At 74.2% G+C, this 19,671-nt stretch carries 16 protein-coding genes; 6 read left to right on the top strand and 10 right to left on the bottom strand.

What is annotated here, in order from left to right:
- Nucleotides 1–16: 16 nt before the first annotated feature.
- The 4 genes from pxpB to AC07BF_RS25565 form a co-directional block, all read right to left on the bottom strand.
- Nucleotides 17–643 carry a 5-oxoprolinase subunit PxpB gene (pxpB, locus tag AC07BF_RS25550; protein WP_363586857.1) on the bottom strand — a complete coding sequence of 209 codons (627 nt, stop codon included), beginning with the start codon at nt 641–643 and terminating at the stop codon, nt 17–19.
- A complete protein-coding gene (locus tag AC07BF_RS25555; protein WP_363586856.1) occupies nt 640–1,416 on the bottom strand; it encodes a LamB/YcsF family protein in 777 nt (258 codons plus the stop codon). The genes pxpB and AC07BF_RS25555 overlap by 4 nt, the downstream gene beginning before the upstream one ends.
- Before the next feature lie 140 nt (nt 1,417–1,556).
- Nucleotides 1,557–2,093 (bottom strand): hypothetical protein, encoded by a 537-nt coding sequence (locus AC07BF_RS25560; RefSeq protein ID WP_363586855.1) that lies wholly within the window; start codon nt 2,091–2,093, stop codon nt 1,557–1,559.
- Between the two features lie 237 nt (nt 2,094–2,330).
- Complete coding sequence (locus AC07BF_RS25565) at nt 2,331–3,371, bottom strand: IPT/TIG domain-containing protein (protein WP_478333962.1); 1,041 nt, start codon at nt 3,369–3,371, stop codon at nt 2,331–2,333.
- A 203-nt stretch (nt 3,372–3,574) separates the two neighbouring features.
- On the opposite strand from AC07BF_RS25565, the gene AC07BF_RS25570 reads away from it, so the two are divergent.
- The 4 genes from AC07BF_RS25570 to AC07BF_RS25585 all read left to right on the top strand — a co-directional run bounded on the left by AC07BF_RS25570 (nt 3,575) and on the right by AC07BF_RS25585 (nt 11,463).
- The gene (locus AC07BF_RS25570) at nt 3,575–5,110 is read left to right on the top strand and encodes a hypothetical protein (protein ID WP_478333967.1); all 1,536 of its coding nucleotides are present in this window, start codon (nt 3,575–3,577) and stop codon (nt 5,108–5,110) included.
- Between the two features lie 66 nt (nt 5,111–5,176).
- A complete protein-coding gene (locus tag AC07BF_RS25575) occupies nt 5,177–6,052 on the top strand; it encodes a hypothetical protein (RefSeq protein ID WP_363631532.1) in 876 nt (291 codons plus the stop codon).
- Nucleotides 6,053–6,095: 43 nt separating this feature from the next.
- Nucleotides 6,096–10,688: a hypothetical protein gene (locus AC07BF_RS25580; RefSeq protein WP_400989185.1), complete on the top strand. Its 4,593-nt coding sequence runs from the start codon at nt 6,096–6,098 to the stop codon at nt 10,686–10,688.
- A gap of 10 nt (nt 10,689–10,698) precedes the next feature.
- Nucleotides 10,699–11,463 carry a metallophosphoesterase gene (locus tag AC07BF_RS25585; RefSeq protein WP_363586851.1) on the top strand — a complete coding sequence of 255 codons (765 nt, stop codon included), beginning with the start codon at nt 10,699–10,701 and terminating at the stop codon, nt 11,461–11,463.
- A gap of 24 nt (nt 11,464–11,487) precedes the next feature.
- Here AC07BF_RS25585 and AC07BF_RS25590 read toward each other — a convergent pair whose 3' ends face one another.
- Nucleotides 11,488–11,838 (bottom strand): hypothetical protein, encoded by a 351-nt coding sequence (locus tag AC07BF_RS25590; RefSeq protein WP_350884255.1) that lies wholly within the window; start codon nt 11,836–11,838, stop codon nt 11,488–11,490.
- Nucleotides 11,839–12,012: 174 nt separating this feature from the next.
- Nucleotides 12,013–12,708, bottom strand: a complete 696-nt coding sequence (locus AC07BF_RS25595; RefSeq protein WP_063350185.1) for a FadR/GntR family transcriptional regulator — start codon at nt 12,706–12,708, stop codon at nt 12,013–12,015.
- A 166-nt stretch (nt 12,709–12,874) separates the two neighbouring features.
- Here AC07BF_RS25595 and AC07BF_RS25600 point away from each other — a divergent pair, with 166 nt between their 5' ends.
- Together AC07BF_RS25600 and AC07BF_RS25605 are read left to right on the top strand one after the other, a co-directional pair.
- Nucleotides 12,875–13,429 carry a gluconokinase gene (locus tag AC07BF_RS25600; protein WP_350884259.1) on the top strand — a complete coding sequence of 185 codons (555 nt, stop codon included), beginning with the start codon at nt 12,875–12,877 and terminating at the stop codon, nt 13,427–13,429.
- Nucleotides 13,430–13,431: 2 nt separating this feature from the next.
- Nucleotides 13,432–14,820, top strand: coding sequence for a GntT/GntP/DsdX family permease (locus tag AC07BF_RS25605; protein ID WP_363586884.1), 1,389 nt, complete (start codon nt 13,432–13,434; stop codon nt 14,818–14,820).
- Nucleotides 14,821–14,907: 87 nt separating this feature from the next.
- Here the strand turns inward: AC07BF_RS25605 and AC07BF_RS25610 are convergent, their stop codons facing one another.
- From AC07BF_RS25610 to AC07BF_RS25625, 4 genes are all read right to left on the bottom strand, one after another.
- On the bottom strand, nt 14,908–15,252 hold the full coding sequence (locus AC07BF_RS25610) for a hypothetical protein (protein ID WP_478333963.1): 345 nt from the start codon (nt 15,250–15,252) through the stop codon (nt 14,908–14,910).
- 201 nt (nt 15,253–15,453) lie between these two features.
- Complete coding sequence (locus AC07BF_RS25615; RefSeq protein WP_363586849.1) at nt 15,454–17,049, bottom strand: glycerol-3-phosphate dehydrogenase/oxidase; 1,596 nt, start codon at nt 17,047–17,049, stop codon at nt 15,454–15,456.
- 173 nt (nt 17,050–17,222) lie between these two features.
- Nucleotides 17,223–18,743, bottom strand: coding sequence for a glycerol kinase GlpK (glpK, locus tag AC07BF_RS25620; protein WP_363586848.1), 1,521 nt, complete (start codon nt 18,741–18,743; stop codon nt 17,223–17,225).
- A gap of 94 nt (nt 18,744–18,837) precedes the next feature.
- The gene (locus tag AC07BF_RS25625; protein ID WP_400335378.1) at nt 18,838–19,575 is read right to left on the bottom strand and encodes an MIP/aquaporin family protein; all 738 of its coding nucleotides are present in this window, start codon (nt 19,573–19,575) and stop codon (nt 18,838–18,840) included.
- Nucleotides 19,576–19,671: the final 96 nt, after the last annotated feature.

A 19,671-nucleotide genomic window follows, 5' to 3' on the forward strand; every position in this document is an offset into this window, starting at 1 on the left:
TGGGCCCGCACCCCCGCTACGCCCGTTCCGCCGTGAACCGCACCCGCACCCCGGGCGCCAGCAGCGCCGCCGGCTCGCGCCCGGTGTCCCAGAGCGCGAGCCCGGTGCGCCCGATCAGCTGCCAGCCGCCGGGGGAGGAGCCCGGGTAGACGCCGGTGTACGGGCCGGCCAGGGCGACCGAGCCGACCGGGACGCTGCTGCGCGGGGTGGCCCGGCGCGGGACCTCGTAGCGGGGCGGCAGCCCGGTCAGGTAACCGAAGCCGGGCGCGAACCCGCAGAAGGCGACCACGTACTCGGGCCCGGTGTGGATCCGTACGGCGGCCTCCTCGGACACCCCCCACAGCGCGGCGACCTCGGCGAGGTCGGCGCCGTCGTACACCGTCGGCACCTCCACCAGCGGCCCGGTCGCCGCCGCGGCCGCCGACGGACGGGCCGTGCGCAGCAGGGCCGCCAGCGCGTCGACGTCCGCGACGCCGTCCAGCAGCACCGTGCGCGCGGCCGGCACGATCTCCTCGACCGCGCCGAGCGCCCCGCTCTCCTGCCGCTCGCGCAGCCATCCGTACAGCGCGGCGACCTGCGCCGTGTCGTCGAGTTCGACCAGCAGTGCCCGCTCGCCGACCCGCCGGACGGCGGCGGGCGTCACGTGAACGCCTCCACCCGGACCCCGGCGGAGGCGAGGGCGCCGCGGATCCGCCAGGCGAGCTGGGCGGCGCCGGGGGTGTCGCCGTGGACGCACAGGGAGCGGGCCTCGACGGCGATCTGTTCGCCGCCGACGGCCTCCACCGAGGCGTCCCGGGCGATGCCGACGGCGCGGGTGATCACCGATTCGGGGTCGTGCACCACGGCGTCCGGGTCGCGGCGCGGGACGAGGGTGCCGGCCCAGGTGTACGCGCGGTCGGCGAAGGCCTCGGCGACGACCGCGAGGCCGACGCCCTCGGCGACGGCGAGCAGCCGGGAGCCGGGCAGTCCGAGCACCGGCAGCGGTCCGTCGCAGACCGCCCCGGCCCGCAGCACGCCGGCCACCACGGCCTCGGCCTGTTCGGAGTCGGTGACCACCCGGTTGTAGAGGGCGCCGTGCGGTTTGACGTAGGAGACCCGGGAGCCGGCCGCGCGGGCGAAGACCTGGAGGGCGCCGATCTGGTACGCGATCTCGTCGGCGAGCTCCTCCGGGGGGACGTCCATGGCCCGGCGGCCGAAGCCGGCCAGGTCGCGGTAGGAGACCTGGGCGCCGATCCGGACGCCGCGTTCGGCGGCCAGCGCGCAGACCCGGCGCATCGTCGACGGATCTCCCGCGTGGAAGCCGCAGGCGACGTTGGCACTGGTCACCACGGACAGCAGGGCCTCGTCGTCGGTCAGCGTCCAGCGTCCGAACCCCTCACCGAGGTCCGCATTGAGATCGATCACCGCATCGGCCACGCCCGTCCGCCTTCCAGCAGCTGTTGAGCCAGATGGTAGGGCCTGCGGATGAAGGCCGTTGCCCGTGACCCGGGCCCGGGGGGCCCACCGGCGTGCGACCCCTGGTCACACGCCCTGGGGCGGCGCCGGGCGGCTCCGGCTCAGGGCGCGGCCACCGGCCCCTGGAAGGAACGTTCCAGCGGGCGCAGCGCCCGCAGCACGATCAGCAGCGGGACGACGCCGACGATTCCGAACGACATGTCGATGAATCGCCAGCTCAGGGGAATCCCCCGCAGCGGTCCGCAGACCAGGGCCAGGGGGATGACGGCGCCGCAGGCGAGCACCGCCCAGCGGATCACCCAGATGTTGCGGACCGGGTCCTTGATCGGGCCCCAGAAGGCGGCGGCGATCACCAGGTGGGCGAAGGCGAGCCAGTCGGTGCCGTAGGCCAGGAAGGGGTAGCGGTCATTGGTCTCCGCGACGCCGGTGCGGACGCGTTCGATCCAGTCCAGTGCGGCTGGGAAGCGGTCGGCCAGCGGCGCGGCCGGCCCGGTCGCGAGGTCGGCCAGCCAGCGGGTCTCGGTCTCCAGCGGGAAGGCCGTCAGGCCGCTCAGCACCAGGCAGACCACGAAGATCCAGAGCCAGTGCCGGACTCTGCGCAGTACCGCCGCGGGACCGGTGCCCGGATTGGTGTCCATGGTGCGAACCTCCATGCCGAAGAGCAGGCGGGGTCTTGTCCCGTCTGTACGGAACCGACTCTAGACCCTGCTTTTGAACGCGTTCAACTAGCCCCTGACGTGCGGGCACGCCCCGGACGCCGGGCGGGCGCGCACCCCCGGACGCCGGGCCGGCACGCGCCCCCCGGACACGCCGATGCCCGGGTGCCGGAGCACCCGGGCATCGGAACCGCCGGGACCGCGCGGTGTACGTCGGGACTACGCGGTGTACGTGAAGGTCACCGGGGCACTGGTGCCGCCCGCCGTGGTCACCGTGACGTCCACCGGGCCGGGGCCCACCGCCGCCGGGGAGGTGGCCGAGCAGAAGGACGGGCCGCAGGAGACGTGCGCGGCCGGCACCCCGCCGAACGCGACCGTCCCGTACGTCAGGTTGGTGCCCTGGAGGTACACCTGGGTGCCGCCGGCGGCCGGGCCGCCGGCGTTGGTCAGATTGCCGACCGTCGGCGCGGGCGGCGGCGGGGGCGGGGCGCCCGTGTAGTCGAAGGCGGCCGGCGCCGCGACCGTGCCGCCGGGGGTCACCACGGAGACGGGTGCGCTGCCCGAGCCGCCGGGCGTGGTCACCGTGCAGGCGGTGTCGGTGCAGGTGCCGGCCGCCGGGACGCCGCCGACCAGCACCATGCCGTGCGCCAGGTTGCCACCGCTGACGGCCACCGCAGTGCCGCCCGCGCCCGGGCCGGTGGTGGTGTCGAGGCCGTCGACCGTGGGCGGCGCCTGGACGACCGGCGCCGGGGTGGTCCCGTCGACCGACAGGGCCGTCACGTGGCCGGTCGGGTCGGTGTCGTTCGGATTGGACACGGTCACGACGATCTGGCCGGTCAGCTGCTGGGTGTAGTCGCGGCCCACGTTCAGCTTCATGAACTCGTAGCGCCCGGGCCTGCGGGTGCCGATGAGGACGGCGTCCAGGTGGCGCCCGTCGGGCGAGACGGACTCGGTGAAGGTGTAGTCGTACGGGGTGGAGAAGAACATGCCGAGCTCGGTGGTGAGCCCGGGCGGCAGGTCGACGGTGATGTGGGTCGGCCCGGTGAGGTCCTGGGTGCCGGCGGAGGTCCAGCCGACCGATAGCTTGCCCGGTCCGGGAGGGGTGGTGCCCGGCAGGAAGCCGTTCAGGGCCGCGGTCACGTGCTGCCCCTGCACGGCGGGGGCGTCGGCGGGGGCGGCCGACGAGGCGGCGGCACCGGTGGCGAGGGTGGTCACGGACAGCGCGGCGGCGAAGCCTGCTTTGACCAGTCGAGTGATCATAGGCCGATCATCACGGTGGCGACGCGCCACCTTCACGGGTTTCCCGAATATCGGTTCGGGAATGGCGGAATCCCGTCGAAACCCCGTTCTGAATTCACCCCCGACACGCCCTCCGGCCTGCCGCGCAGCCCGCCCACAAGGCCCGTTTCGGTCGATGTCGGTGCGAACCTCTAATCTTGTCCACCGTGACCGCCATCGCTGACCTGCCCACCCTGCCCGGCCCCCGGCCGCCCGCCGGGTCCGTCGCGGCGAGGCCCGCGCCCGGCCCCGCCGCCGACGAGGGCCTGGCCCGCCGGCTCAAGGCGCTGGCCTGCACCGCCCCCCTGCACGACCTGGACAACCGCAAGGTCAACCTGGCGGGCGAGTACGGCGGCTACGCGATGGCCGAGGTCGGTCTCGCCGCGATCGACCTGGTCACCCTGCACATGGACTTCGACACCGGCGCCGACCGCGACATAGTGCTCGCCCGCCTGCTGCCCCGGGTCGCCGCCCAGGCCGCCGACCGCCCCGCCGCCGAGCACGAGCGGGTCGCCCGCTGGGTGCTGGAGTCGCTGATCAACGTCGGCAGCGTCGACCGGGGCTTCCGCGCCGTCTACGGCACCTTCGGCGCGGACGGCGCGTACGTCCGGCGCGACTACGACTTCAAGCTGATCGAGGAGGTCCCCGGCCCCGACGGCGGCGTCTACCTGCGCACCACCGACGAGGCGGTCAACGTCCTGGTCGGCGCGCTCGACACCGACGTCACCTCGGCCCAGATCGCCGCCGAGGTCAAGCTGGAGGTGCTGATCCGCCGCGGCCGCCTGGCCGACGCCCAGCTCGCCGCCGAGCAGGCCCGCTACCGCACCGTCCAGTACGCCGAGACGCTGCGCCGCGCCCTCGACGCGACCCGGCGCAACGTCCGCGCCGTCGACTGGATGCGCGCCATCCCCGACCTCATCGACGAGGCGCTGGACCACATCGCCGACCGCTACCGGCACGAGAACGCGATTCTCACCAACATCCGCAAGGCCCGCGACGAGGCCGAGCCCCACACCCCCGAAGGGGCCGAGCACAAGCGCCGCGCCGCCGAGCTGCTCGACATCGTCAAGGACTGCATCCGCCGGCACACGAAGCTGCAGACCCGCCTGCTGGAGGCCGGCCCGCTGTTCCGCGCCGAGCAGGACCGGCAGGCCTTCGCCACCCCCGGCGCCCGCAGCGGCATCGACCTCTACGGCCAGCTGCTCGCCCCCGTGCTGCGGCTGCCGGTCGAGCAGGCCGTCGGCCCCACCGGTGCCTTCTTCGCCCGCGGCGCCGGCCTGCGCACCCCCGTCTCCGTCCGGGTCGTCGACCTGGTCGACCTGCTGCTCACCCCGCCGGTCGAGCGCGAGCACCTCGGCGCCGAACTGCCCGACCCGGACCTGGTCGCCACCCCGGACGACAGCCGCTTCTCCGAAGCCCAGCTGGAGGCCGCGCTGCTCCTGCTCGACCTGCCCGCCGACGCCCCCCGCCGGCTCTCCGGCCTGCTCGCCGAGGCCCGCGAGCAGGACCCGGAGCTGCCGTACCTCGTCGCCCTGCTGGCCGTCCACGCGGCCAGCCCGCCGGTCGGCACCGCCTACCGGCAGGGCGAGGAGCGGCTGCTGTTCGCCGTGGACGACGGCACCCCGCTGCGCGACCCGCAGTTCGGCGGCGCCGACCTGATCGTCGGCAGCGCCCTGCTCGACGCGGCCGGCATGGCCGCCGACCGCAAGGACGCCGGCTGACCAAGCCGCCGTCTTGACGCACCACCAGATCGCCCGTACCAGCAACAGCCCCGAGGAGCACCGCCCGTGACGACCCACCACGACGCGTCCTGGGCGGCCGAGACCGAACCCGCGGCCCCCGCCCCGATCACCCCCGGCGACGTCGCCGACGCAGCCCGGCTGGTCTCCTTCGGCCTCCAGGCCAAGCTGCTCCCCGCCCGCGACGCCGAGTACGCCGAACTCGTCCGCCGCCACCGCGAGGACCCGCCGTTCGCCCGGCTCGCCGACGCTGTCGCCACCGGCATGGGCCTGGTCGTCCTGGAGGTCTCGCCGCGCGCCGGCATGGCCGTCGCCGCCGCCGAGGACTCGGTGTTCGCCGTCCGGATGGGGGACTACTCGCGCCGCGCCGCCACCGAGTCCACCGACCGCTTCCTGCACGGCCTGGCCCACCTCGCCGTCGCCGCGATGGCCTTCCCCCGGCCCGAGGACCTCGCCGACGACGGCTACCTCGGCCGGATCACCGTCAACGGCGTCGACGCCTTCGTCCGCCAGGCCTGCCGCCGCCTGGAGGAGCAGGCCGCGACCGAGGGCGACAACACCGACCCGCAGTCCGACGCCCCCGGCCTGGAGGCCGCCTGGCGGGTGTGGGCCCGGCGCACCGCCACCGGCGCCACCAAGGACGCCCGCCGGCTCTCCGGCTCCACCATCGGCATCGTCGCCAAGGCCGTGCTGTTCCTGGTCGACTCCGGCTTCCTGCAGAAGGTCTCCGACGACGCCGGCGGCACCTACCGCACCACCGCCCGCTACCAGCTCCAGGTCCGCGACCTGGCCGGCAGCGCGGCCATGGCCGAACTGCTCGACCTCGGCATCGTCCCGGTCTCCGACGGCACCGCCAGCCTGCTGCCGCCGGACACCGGCGACGAACTGGTGGCCGACGCAGGCCTGCCGTTCCACTCGCTCTGAGCCCGAGTCCCGACCACCCCCCAGCCACGGAGAACCGCCGCACATGTACGAGCTCAACCGGGTCCGCCTCTACTCGATCGGCCCGGCCGGCGCCCGCTACGCCGACACGGTGCTCGACCTGCGCGGCGTCGGCGAGCCCGTCGCCGACCCGGCCCCGCAGCAGATCGGCCTGTTCGGCGAGGACGCCGAGGGCCCGGTCCGCCGCCCCGCCCCGGCCGGCGTGCTCTTCCTGGAGAACGGCGGCGGCAAGTCCGTCCTGCTCAAGCTGATCTTCTCGGTGATGCTCCCCGGCCACCGCAACACCCTCGGCGGCGCCAGCTCCGGCGTGCTGCGCAAGTTCCTGCTCGCCGACGACTGCGGCCACGTCGCGCTGGAGTGGCAGCACACCGTCACCGGCGAGCTGATCGTGGTCGGCAAGGTCAGCGAGTGGCGCGGCCGCCAGGTCTCCTCCGACCCGCGCAAGTTCGCCGAGACCTGGTACTCCTTCCGCCCCGGCCCCGGCCTCACCCTGGACTCGCTGCCGGTCGCCGAACGGATCAGCCTGGCCGGCGACCAGAAGGCCCGCGGCCGCCGCCGCACCATGAAGGGCTTCCGCGACGCCCTCACCGAGGCAGGCAAGGCCCACCCGCACCTCGACCTGGTCTTCGAGGACGGCCACGACCGCTGGACCGAGCACCTCGGCGAACTCGGCCTCGACCCCGAACTCTTCCGCTACCAGCGTGAGATGAACGCCGACGAGGGCGAGGCCGCCGGCCTCTTCGCGGTCAAGCACGACAGTGACTTCACCGACCTGCTGCTGCGCGCCGTCACCGACACCCGGGACACCGACGGCCTCGCCGACCTCGTCCACGGCTTCGCCGCCAAGCTCGGCCGCCGCGCCGAACTCACCGCCGAACGCGACTTCACCGCCGGCTCCCTCGACCTGCTGGAACGCATCGTCGAGGCCACCGGCGCCCGCGAGAGCGTCCGCGAGGCCCACCGCACCGCCGAACGCCGCACCCGCCGCCTCGCCCACGCCCTCACCTCCCGCGCCGCCGCCGAACGCGACCGCGCCCAGGACCTCGCCATCGAGGTCGCCGCCGCCGCGGGCGCCGTCACCGCCGCCGAGGCCGACCGCACCCGGCACACCCTCATCACCGCCGAACTCACCCACCGGCACGCCACCCTGGGCCTCGCGGCGGCCACCGCCGAGGCCGCCGCGCTGCGCCGCGAACTCATCGACGCCCGCACCCTGCACGCTGCCTGGCAGGCCGCCGAGACCGTCCTGCGCCAGCGCGCCGCCGCCGACCGGGTCACCCGGGTCGCCGCCGCCATCCGCGAGGCCGAACTCGACGCCGCCCCCGCGCTCGCCGCCCGCGCCCGCGCCGCCACCGCCCTGGCCCGCGCCCTGGAGGGCGCCGCCGCGGCCGCCGAGGCCCGCGCCGACACCGAGGAGCAGCGCGCCGGCGAGCTCCAGGACGACGGCGCCAAGGCCCAGTCCGACGCCACCGAGGCCGCCACCGCCGCCCAGAAGGCCCGCAGCGAGGTCGACCACCTGCGCCAGCGCCTCGCCGAGGTCGAGCAGGAGACCGCCGCCGCCGTCGAGGCCGGCTTCATCGACGCCGACGGCGACGTCGACCCGGCCCGCGCCGCCCTGCACGCCGCCGACGTCGAGAAGGCCGCCGGCGCCGCCCTCGCCCAGGCCCGTACGACCGCCGAGGCCTGCGCCGCCCGGCTGCGCGAGGCCGCCGCCGCCACCGGCCGCGCCGAACTCGCCGCCGAACGCGCCGGCGACGCCCGCACGGCCGCCGCCCGGGCCCTCGCCGCCGAGCAGCGCACCGCCGCCCTGCTCGCCACCGAGCAGCGCCTCTCCGACCTGCTCTCCCTGACCCCCGCACCCACCGACTGGAGCGACGACGGGTCAGGGGCCGAGGAGGACGCCGGCTTCCTCACCCCCTCCGTCCTCGACCGCAACGCCGAGTACCTGCGCGAACTCCTCGACGAGTCCATCGCCACCGCCGAACGCACCCTGTTCGACCTGCGCACCGCAGCCGCCGACGACTCCCGCATCCTCGCCGCCCTCGGCGACGGCGGACTGCTGCCGCCCGGCCCGGACGTCCTGGCCACCGTCGAGTACCTCGCCGAGCACGGCATCCCCGCCCTGCCGGGCTGGCGCTACCTCGCCCAGTCCGTCGACCCGGCCGACCACGAGGCGATCCTCGCCGCCCGCCCCGAACTCGTCGACGGCGTCGTCGTCACCGACCCCGCCTCGCTGGAGCGGGCCCGCGAGGCCTTGCAGGCCGCCGCCCTGCTGCCCCGCTCCACCGTCGCCGTCGGCGCCGCCGCCTCCCTGATCGCCCCGATCACCGACCAGCCCGCGTTCTTCCTGGTGCCGCCGAACCCGGCCATGCACGACGAGTCCGCCGCCGACGACGAGCGCCGCGAACTGCGCGCCCGGGCGGGCGCCCGCGAGGAGCACATCCGCGAACTCGCCGCCCGCCTCGGTGCCGACCGCGCCCTCGCCGCCCGCCTCGCCTCCTGGCACGCCAGCTGCCCGCCCGGCACCCTCGCCGAACTCGCCGCCGCCGCCGAGGCCGCCCGCGAGCACGCCGAGCAGGCCGCCGCCGCCCTGGCCACCCTGCGCGCCGACCACGACGAGGCCGAGACCGACCACGCCGCCGCGGCCGCCGCCCACGAGGAGCACCGCGAGGCCGCCCAGCGCGCCCGCCGCCGCGCCGACGCCCTCTCCGGCCTCGCCTTCCGGCTGCGCGAGCGCGCCAACTGGGCCCGCCGCCAGCGCGAACTCGCCGAGGACGCCGCCGAGTGCGACCGCCGCCAGGCCGTCTGCGCCGAACGCGCCCGCACCTGCGACGAGGACCGCCGCGCCGCCCAGCGCGCCGCCGACGACGCCCGCCGCACCGCCCGTACCGTGCGCGCCGAACGCGCCGAGATCCCCGCCGCCGAGCAGGCCGACGAGCCCTCCGAGACCGCCCCCGCCGCACTGCCCGCCCTGCGCGAGGCCTACCGCGCCGCCTCCCAGCTGTACGAGAAGGTCGGCGTCGGCGCCGACCTGCGCGCCGAGCAGGCCCGCGCCGAGGGTGACGAGGCCGCCGCCGCGACCGAACTCGACCGCCTCACCAACAAGGTCCGCACCCGCGCCGAGGAACTCCTCGGCAGTCCCGACGGCGCCGACGGCCCGGCCCGCCAGGCCGCGGCCGCCCGCGCCGAGGACCTGGTCGCCACCATCGAGGCCCGCTCCGCCGCCGCCAGCGAGCAGCTCGGACGCCTGCGCGGCGAGGCCGAGCGCTCCGCCCCCGCCGACGGCGAGGCGCACACCGAACTGCCCGAGGACCTCGTCCCCGCCGACCCCGAGCACGCCCAGGTCCTGCTGCGCACCGCCACCAGCCGGCTCGCCGAGCGCCGGGAGGCTTTGGACGCCGCCCGCACCGCGCACGCCGACCTGCAACGCACCTTCGACGCCGCCCAGTCGGCCGCCGCCGACTTCGACGAAATCGCCGGCCAGCTGCGCGACGGCCTGCGCGAGCAGCAGGAGGACGACGGCCAGTCCGTCGAGCCCTACCTCGGCTCGCTGCCGGAGGCACGCGGCACCGCCGCCGAGGCCCGCCGCGCCCTGCGCACCGCCGCCGGCGAGCTGTCCTCCGCCGAACTCGCCGTCCGCGACGCCTCCGACGCCCTCGTCCGGCACGCCAACGCCGCCCGCTACGAGGCCGTCCGCACTCCCGCCCGCCAGCAGATCCGCGAACTGCCCGCCGCCGCGCTGCCCGAGCACGCCGCTGCCTGGGCCGCCGCCTTCGCGCCCCGGCTGCGCGTGCTGACCGACGAACTCGCCCAGCTGGAGCGCAACCGCGGCTCGATCGTCGACCGGCTGCGCGGCCTGGTCGAGTCCTCGCTCACCACCCTGCGCGCCGCCCAGCGGCTCTCCCGGCTGCCCGAGGGCCTGGGGGAGTGGTCCGGCCAGGAGTTCCTGAGGATCCGCTTCGAGGACCCGGACCACGCCACCCTGGTCGAGCGCCTCGGCGAGGTCATCGACGAGGCCACCCGCGCCGCCGTCCGCAAGAACAGCGACCTGCGCCGCGACGGCATGTCCCTGCTGCTGCGCGGGGTCGCCGCCGCGATCGGCCCGAAGGGCGTCAGCGTCGAGATCCTCAAGCCGGACGCGGTGCTGCGCGCCGAGCGGGTCGGCGTCGGCCAGATGTCCGACGTCTTCTCCGGCGGCCAGCTGCTCACCGCCGCCATCGCGCTGTACTGCACGATGGCCGCGCTGCGCGCCAACGACCGCGGCCAGTCCCAGCTGCGGCACGCCGGCACGCTGTTCCTGGACAACCCGATCGGCCGCGCGAACGCCACCTACCTGCTGGAGCTCCAGCGGGCCGTGGCCGATGCGCTCGGCGTCCAACTGATCTACACCACCGGTCTGTTCGACACCACCGCGCTCGCCGAGTTCCCGCTGGTCATCCGGCTGCGCAACGATGCCGACCTGCGGGCGGGCCTCAAGTACATCTCGGTCGAGGAGCACCTGCGCCCCGGCCTGCCCGCCCCGCAGGACCCGGACGGCCCGGCCATCCACGGCGAGATCACCGCCACCCGGATGTTCAAGCGTCCGGCCGAGGTTCCGGTGCAGTCCGCAACTGACTAGCGTGGCGTCCATGCTGACGATCGCGCACTTCAGTGACATCCACCTCGGGCAGGAGCACCGCCGGGACGGCGGCAGGCGCGCCCTGCGGCGGGCCGGGCAGGTGATGGCGTACCTCGACGCCCTGCCCGGCCCGCTGGACGCCGTGCTCGTCACCGGGGACCTCGCCGACCACGGCCTGGCCGCCGAGTACGAGCAGGTGGCCAAGGTGCTGGACTCCCGGTACCCGGTGCTCACTTGCCCCGGCAACCACGACCGCCGGGCGCCCTACCGGGAGGTGCTGCTCGGCGAGGCCCCCGCGGACGGCCCGGTCAACCGGCTGCACCAACTGCCCGGCGCCGACGTGCTGATGCTGGACTCCTCGATCCCGGGCCGCGACGACGGCCTGCTGGACGAGGAGACGCTGGCCTGGCTGGACGCCGAACTGGCGGCCGGCCGCGCCGACCTGCCCGCGCTGGTGGCCTTCCACCACCCGCCGGCCGTCCTGCACCTGCCGAACGTCGACCCGATCCGCCAGTTCGGCGAGGAGGCGCTCGGCGCGGTGCTGGCCCGGCACCCGCGGGTGGCCGGCCTGCTCTGCGGCCACTCCCACACCGGCGCCGCCACCACCTTCGCCGGACTGCCCCTGCTGGTCGCCCCGGGTGTGGTCTCCACCGTCACGCTGCCCTGCGAGGGCGGGCCCGGCATCTCCTTCACCCAGCCGCCGATGCTCGCCTTCCACGTCCTGGACGACACGGGCCGGCTCACCACCCACTACCGGGCCGTCCCGGAGGACTGACCCGCGGCGCCGGCCGCGGGTGTCCTACGCGGCCGGCAGCCGCGGCTGACGCTGCGGCCCGCCGGGGCGGGGGAGCGGCCGGGCGGCCAGCGGGTCGGGCGCCCGGCTGCCCGCCATCGGGTGCGCGGAGCCGGGCGCGCGCTGCCGCTGGGCGGCGACCTGGCGCGAGATCAGGATCTCCAGCAGGCACCACATCGTGCCGAACACCCCGAGCCCCATCGCCATCAGCGCCGGAGTCATCAGCCAACTGTCCGCGTACGAGGCGAGCGTGGCGACGACCACGCCGACCAGCGTGAAGGACAGGCAGAGCACCGCCCGGACGGCGGCGGCGCGCACCTCGTCGGGCAGGCGGCGACGGCGGCGTGGCACGGACATCGATCGACCCCCAGGCGCGGACTCGGCGGCGGACACGGGACGGGCGCACGCGAAAAGCGCCCCCTCGCCTCACTCTGCCCCGTCGAACCAGGACTATGCGTCCGAATCCACCGAACTGCCGTCAAAGCGCGTGATCCGGGCAGCCGGCAGCGGGCGGCCCGCTGCCGGGGGAAGTCAGCCCAACTGCTGGTTGAGCTCCTCCAGGGCGCCCGCCACGATCGTCCGCATGGCCTGCTCGGCCTGGACGGCGTCCCCCGCGCAGATCGCGTCGGCGACTTCGCGGTGCAGCCGGATCGCGTACGGCTCCGGCTGATGGGGCATCAGATGGTACTCGGTCCGCCCGGTGAGCACCGCCCCCACGGTGTCGCCGAGGTGGGCGAACATCTCGTTGCCGGAGGCGCGCAGCACGGTGGCGTGGAAGTCGATGTCGTGCCGGAGGAAGGTGGTGAGGTCGGCGGCCCGCGCCGAGACGGTCAACTCCACGGCCAGTGAGCCGAGTTGGCGCCGGTCGTCGTCGCTCGCGTGCACCGCGGCGAGCGCGGCCGCGGCCGGCTCGACGGCCACCCGCAGCGAGCCGAGCGAGCGCAGCTGGGCCGAGCGGTCCGCGCCGGCCAGCCGCCAGCGGATCACCAGCGGGTCGAAGACGTCCCAGAGCGACCTGGGCTGCACGGTGATCCCGACCCGCCGCCGGGACGCCACCAGGCGCATCCCCTCCAGGATCCGCACCGCTTCCCGGACGACCGTCCGGGACACCCCGAACCGCTCCTCCAGCTCCTCGCCGCGCAGCACCGCGCCCTCGGGAATCTCCCCCGACGCGATCGCCGGCCCGAGCTCGTCAAGCAGCCGACCGGGCAGCCCCTGGATCTCCATCCGCCCAGCGTAGACGCCCACCCCGCCGCCACCACCGGCGCGTACCGGGTCCTGCGTCCTGCGATCTACCCCACAGCCCAAAAGTATGACGATTTGGTTTCCGCCACTTGAATACGTCATATCTTTGAGGCGATAGTGGCGGCCAGGCAACGAAGGAGCACCACCCATGGCTCTCAGCGTCGAGAACCACGACCTCCCGGACACCCCTCTCACCATCGTGGTGATGGGCGTCTCCGGTGTCGGCAAGACCACCCTGGCCCGCCTGCTGGCCGAACGCCTCGACCTCCCCTACGCGGAGGCGGACGACTTCCACCCGGCGGCCAACATCGCCAAGATGTCGGCCGGCATCCCGCTGGACGACGAGGACCGCGCCCCCTGGCTGCGCGCCCTCGGCGCCTGGCTCAAGGAGCGGGCCGAGGACGGTACCGGCGGCGTGGTCACCTGCTCGGCGCTGAAGCACCGCTACCGCGACACCCTGCGCGCGGCCTGCCCGGGCGCCTACTTCCTGCACCTCAGCGGCGGTCACGAGCTGGTCGAGGACCGGCTCGCCCACCGCACCGGCCACTTCATGCCGCCGTCGCTGCTCGACTCGCAGTACGCCGCCCTGGAACCCCTGGGCGCGCACGAGCGCGGCGCCGTCCTGGACGTCGGTCCGTCCCCCGAAGAACTCGTCGAGATGGCCGTGGCGCTGCTGCGGCCGGTCAATGGAGACCTCGCGTGAGTATTGCCCCCACTCTGCTCGCGGCCGCCCCACCGGCCCTGCCGCACACCAGCAGCGACTCCCAGCTGCTGATCGCGGTCCTGCTCAGCATCGGTGTGATCGTCCTACTGATCACCAAGCTGAAGCTGCACCCCTTCCTCGCCCTCACGCTCGGCTCCGGCCTACTGGCCGCCGTCGCGGGCGCCCCGTTCGACAAGCTGCTCAACAGCTTCTCCACGGGCTTCGGTTCCACCGTGGCCGGCGTCGGCCTGCTGATCGGGCTGGGCGCGATGCTCGGCAAGCTGCTCGCCGACTCCGGCGGCGCCAACATCATCGCGGACACCGTGCTGGCCCGGTCGGGCAACAAGGCGCTGCCCTGGGCGATGGCGCTGATCGCCGCCGTCCTCGGCCTGCCGCTGTTCTTCGAGGTCGGCGTCGTCCTGCTGATCCCGATCGTGCTGCTGGTCGCCCGCCGCGGCAACGTGCCGCTGATGCGGATCGGCATCCCCGCGCTGGCCGGCCTGTCCGTGCTGCACGGCCTGGTGCCCCCGCACCCGGGCCCGCTGGTCGCCGTCGACGCCCTGAAGGCGGACCTCGGCATCACCCTGGCGCTCGGCCTGCTGATCGCGGTGCCCACCCTGATCGTGGCCGGCCCGCTGTTCTCCCGGCTGGCCGAGCGCTGGGTCGGCCCGCTGGAGATCCCGAAGGCCACCGCCCCCGAGGAGACCACCAGGCCCGAGCACACGCCGTCCTTCGGCGCGGTGCTGGCGACGATCCTGCTGCCGGTCGTGCTGATGCTCGGCAAGGCCCTGACCGACGTGGTGGTCGACAACCCGAAGGCGATGGCCCAGCGGGTCTTCGACTTCATCGGTTCGCCGCTGATCGCGCTGCTCGCCGCGACCCTGCTCGGCATGCTGACCCTCGGCAAGGCGGCCGGCTTCGACAAGGCCCGGATCTCCGACACCGTCGGCAAGTCGCTCGGCCCGATCGCCGGCATCGTGTTCATCGTCGGCGCCGGCGGCGGCTTCAAGCAGACCCTGATCGACGTGGGCGTCGGCAACGCGGTGAGCGAGTGGTCCGGCAAGTGGCACATCTCGGCGCTGCTGCTCGGCTGGCTGATCGCGGTGCTGATCCGCCTGGCCACCGGCTCGGCGACGGTCGCCACCATCACCGCCGCCGGGATCGTCGCCCCGCTCGCCGCCGACATGTCCTCCACCCACGCGGCCCTGCTGGTCCTGGCGATCGGCGCCGGCTCGCTCTTCCTGTCGCACGTCAACGACGCCGGCTTCTGGCTGGTGAAGGAGTACTTCGGGATGAGCGTCGGGCAGACGCTGAAGTCCTGGTCGGTGATGGAGACGGTGATCTCGGTCGTCGCCATCGCCCTGATCATGCCGCTCAGCCTGATCATCTAGGCCGGACGGCGCCCGCCGCCGCCGACATCCGCCGAGGGGCGGTACCCGTACGGGTACCGCCCCTCGGGCGTGTCCGACGACCGGGACTCAGCCCAGCAGCCCCGACAGCACGGCCGCCGTCGCGTCCAGCAGGTCCTCCGCGGCCGCGCCGCCCGCCGCCGTCCGGGCCAGCAGCCCCCGCGCGCGGCCAGGACCACCTCGGCGGTCTGCCGGGCGGCGGTACCAGCTCGGGCAGCGCCCGTTCCAGGACGGCGGCCGGGTCCAGCCCGCCGCCGACGTGCTCCGCTCGGCCACCACGACCGCCGCCCGCTCGGCCTGGAGGGCCGGATCGGCACCCTCGCCCCGGGTGCCCACGCCGACCTCCTCCTCGTCGACGGCGACCCGCTCGCCGACCTCACCGTCCTCACCCGCCCCGACCGCCGCCTCCGCCACGTCATCAAGGCGGGCACGCCGATCTGAGCGGCCGGCCGGGAGCCCCTTCGTACCCCGCCCGCGAGCCGGGCGCACGAAGGGCGGGCACCCGGAGAACCCGGGTGCCCGCCCTTCGCGAGGCTCTGCCTAGCTGGCTGTGCCTACTGGTTCCGCGCTTCGCGAGGCTGTGCTTACTTGGTTCCGCGCTTCGCGAGGCTGTGCTTACTTGGTTCCGCGCTTCGCGAGGAAGGCCTCGACCTCGTCCCGGATCTCCGGCGTGTCCAGCCCGCGCACGGTCATCGTGGTGCGGCGCCGCAGCACGTCGTCCGCCGTGTACGCCCACTCGCTGTCGGCCGCGTAGGCGACCTGCGCCCAGACGTCCGGGCCGTCCTCGTGGATCGGCCGGCCCAGCTCCGGGTTCTCGTCGATCATGCGGGCGATCTCGAAGGACAGCGTGCCGTAGTGGCTGGCCAGGTGCTTGGCCACCAGCGGCTCCATCCGGGAGCCCGGGTCGCGGTCGATCAGCAGCCGGTGCGCGACGGCGTTCGGCGCGCCGACGCCCGGCAGCGGCACGGTCGCCGCGATCGGGGACATGTCCTCGCCGAGGCTGGTGCCGGGCACGTGCGCCAGCTTCTCCAGCACGGTGCGGCCGATGTGGCGGTAGGTGGTCCACTTGCCGCCGGCGACCGACAGCATGCCGCCCTTGCCCTCGGTGACGACCGTCTCGCGCTTGGCGGCGGCGGTGTCGCCCGGGCCGCCGGGCAGCACCCGCAGGCCGGCGAAGGAGTAGGTGATCAGGTCGCGGTCGAGGTGCTCGTCACGGATGGCGTGCGCGGCCTCGCCCATGATCTGGTCGATGTCCGCCTCGGTGGCCCGGACGTCCTTCGGGTCGCCGGTGTACTCCTCGTCGGTGGTGCCGAGCAGGACGTGGTCCTCCCACGGGATGGCGAAGGAGACGCGGTACTTGTCGATCGGGATGGTCAGCGCGGCGCGCCACGGCGAGCGGCGCTTGACGACGACGTGCGCGCCCTTGGAGAGGCGGATCGACGGCGCGGCGCCGGCGTCCTCCATCTTGCGCAGGTGGTCCACCCACGGGCCGGTGGCGTTGAGCACCAGGCGGGCGTCGATGCCGAACTCGGTGCCGTCCAGGCGGTCGCGCAGCTCGGCGCCGGTGACCCGGCCGGCGGTGAAGCGCAGGCCGGTGACCTCGGCGTGGTTGAGCACCACGGCGCCGGCGTCGACGGCGGCGCGCACGGTCATCACGGCGACGCGCGAGTCGTTCATCTGGTGGTCGCCGTAGACGGCCACCGAGCGCAGTCCCTCGGTGCGCAGCGCGGGCACCTGCTGGGCGGCGTGCGCGGCGGTGGAGACCCGGCCCATGCCGTCACGGAAGGCGGACAGCGCGGAGTACAGGAAGACGCCGGCGCCGAGCTTGGGCGCGCTGTGCGGGCCGCCCTTGTAGACCGGCACGAAGAAGGTCAGCGGGTTGACCAGGTGCGGCGCGACGTCGGTGGCGAGCGCGCGGCGCTCCTTGTGGTTCTCGGCGACGAGCTTGACCGCGCCGGTCTGCAGGTAGCGCAGACCGCCGTGGACGAGCTTGGAGGAAGCGCTGGAGGTGGCGCCGGCGAAGTCGCCGCCGTCGACCATGGCGACCTTGAGTCCGGCCTGGGAGGCGGTCCAGGCGACGGCCGTGCCGAGGATGCCGCCCCCGATCACCAGCAGGTCGTAGGTGGCCTTGCCGAGCAGCTCACGGGTCTCGGCGCGGGAGGCGGTGTGGCCGGCGGTGCGCTCGGCGCCCAGGGTCGGGATGGTTGCCATGGTGGTTGTGTACGGCGCGCGGGTCAGGCGGCGCCGTTACTCCTCTCGTGTGCGGTGCGGCCTCTGCTGAGAGGCCGGTCGGCCCGGTGCGGCGGGCCGGTGAAACGCGGTGACACCCGCTGCCGGAACGGCGGGCGGCCGGTCGGGGCTCGGGGCCCCGACCGGCTTGTCGGTCAGTCGGTCTCTTCTTCCTCCACCCACCCCATGGTGCGCTCCACGGCCTTGAGCCACTTCTTGTACTCGCGCTCCCGGGTGGCCTCGTCCATGCGCGGGGTCCATTCGGCGGCGCGGTGCCAGTTGGCCCGCAGGGTGTCGAGGTCGTTCCAGAAGCCGACGGCGAGTCCGGCCGCGTAGGCGGCGCCGAGGGCGGTGGTCTCGGCCACATACGGGCGCTCGACCGGGGCGTCCAGGACGTCGGCGATGTTCTGCATGAGCAGGTTGTTGCTGGTCATGCCGCCGTCGACCTTGAGGGCGGTGAGTTCGACGCCGGAGTCCTTCTGCATGGCGTCGACGACCTCGCGGGTCTGCCAGGCGGTGGCCTCCAGGACGGCCCGGGCCAGGTGGCCCTTGGTGACGTACCGGGTCAGGCCGGCGATCACGCCGCGGGCGTCGGAACGCCAGTACGGGGCGAACAGGCCGGAGAAGGCCGGGACGAAGTAGGCGCCGCCGTTGTCCTCGACGGTGTTGGCGAGGGTCTCGATCTCGGCGGCGGTGGAGATGATGCCGAGCTGGTCGCGCAGCCACTGGACGAGCGAGCCGGTGACGGCGATCGAGCCTTCCAGGGCGTAGACCGGGGCCTGGTCGCCGATCCGGTAGCCGACGGTGGTCAGCAGGCCGTGGTACGAGTTGACGATCTTCTCGCCGGTGTTGAGCAGCAGGAAGGTGCCGGTGCCGTAGGTGGACTTGGCCTCGCCCTCGTCGAAGCAGGTCTGGCCGAACAGCGCGGCCTGCTGGTCGCCGAGCGCGGAGGCGACCGGGACGCCGGCCAGGTCGCCGACGGCCTCGCCGTAGACCTCGGCGGAGGAGCGGATCTCCGGCAGGACGGCCATCGGCACGCCGATCGATTCGGCGATCTTCTCGTCCCACTGCAGGGTGTGCAGGTTCATCAGCATGGTGCGGCTGGCGTTGGTGACGTCGGTGACGTGCTTGCCGCCGTTGACACCGCCGGTGAGGTTCCAGATCACCCAGGTGTCCATGGTGCCGAACAGGATGTCGCCGGCCTCGGCGCGCTCGCGCAGGCCCTCGACGTTGTCCAGCAGCCAGCGGATCTTCGGGCCGGCAAAGTAGCTGGCGAGCGGGAGGCCGGTCTCGCGGCGGAAGCGGTCCTGGCCGACGTTGCGGCCGAGCTCGCGGCAGAGGCCCTCGGTGCGGGTGTCCTGCCACACCAGCGCGTTGTGGACCGGCTCGCCGGTGTTCTTGTCCCACAGGACGGTGGTCTCGCGCTGGTTGGTGATGCCGATCGCGCGGATGTCGTCCTTGGTCAGGCCGGCCTTCTCCAGCGCGCCGCGGACGACCGACTGCACCCGGGTCCAGATCTCGGCGGCGTCGTGCTCGACGTAGCCGGGCTGCGGGAAGATCTGCCGGTGCTCCTGCTGGTCGACGGCGACGATCCGGCCGTCGGCGCCGAAGATGATGCAACGGCTGGAGGTGGTGCCCTGGTCGATCGCGGCGATGTAGTTGCCAGTGGAGGTCATCAGAGGGTCCTCGGCTCAGGATTCGGGGGTTACGGGGTGGGTGGGCCCGACACAGTGGTCGGTCCCCGTGCTCGGCGGGTTCGAACCCGGCCCGTCAGAACATCGCGTTGTACAGACCGCCGGCCAGTGCGCCGCCGATCAGCGGGCCGACGACCGGCACCCAGGCGTACGACCAGTCGGAGCCGCCCTTGTTCGGGATGGGCAGCAGCGAGTGCACGATGCGCGGGCCGAGGTCGCGGACCGGGTTGATCGCGTAGCCGGTGGGGCCGCCCAGCGAGAGGCCGATGCCGACGACCGTGAGGGCCACGATCAGGGTGCTGAGGCCGCCGGCGGCCAGACCGTCGTTCTTGCCGAGGGTGAGGATCGCCATGCAGAGGATGAAGGTGCCGATGACCTCGGTGACGACGTTCTGGATCGGGTTCCGGATCTCGGGCCCGGTCGAGAAGATGCCGAGGGTGGGTTCCTCGTTGGCCTGGAACTGGCCGAGGTAGGTGAGCCAGACCAGCACGGCGCCGATCATCGCGCCGAGGAACTGGGAGCCGAGGTAGAGCGGCACCTGGCTCCAGTCACCGCTCTTGATGGCGAGCGCGACGGTGACGGCCGGGTTGAGGTGGGCGCCGGACTTCGGAGCCGAGATGTACGCGGCGATCAGGACCGCGAAGCCCCAGCCGAAGGTGATCGCCAGCCAGCCGGCGTTGAGGGCCTTCGACTTCTTGAGGGTCACGGCGGCGCAGACGCCGCCACCGAGAAGTATCAGGGCGGCGGTGCCGAGGGTTTCGCCGACGAAGACGTCGCCGTTGGAGAACGCGGACACAAAGACTCCCTTGTCCATATGGCCCGGAGGTGTGGGTGGGGGCGGCCGGCCGATCGTTGTGCGGGTGAGCGCATCGGGGGAGTGATCTTCCCGGCCATCGTTCGACAATGTCGA

This window comes from Kitasatospora sp. NPDC043950 (assembly GCF_056435345.1).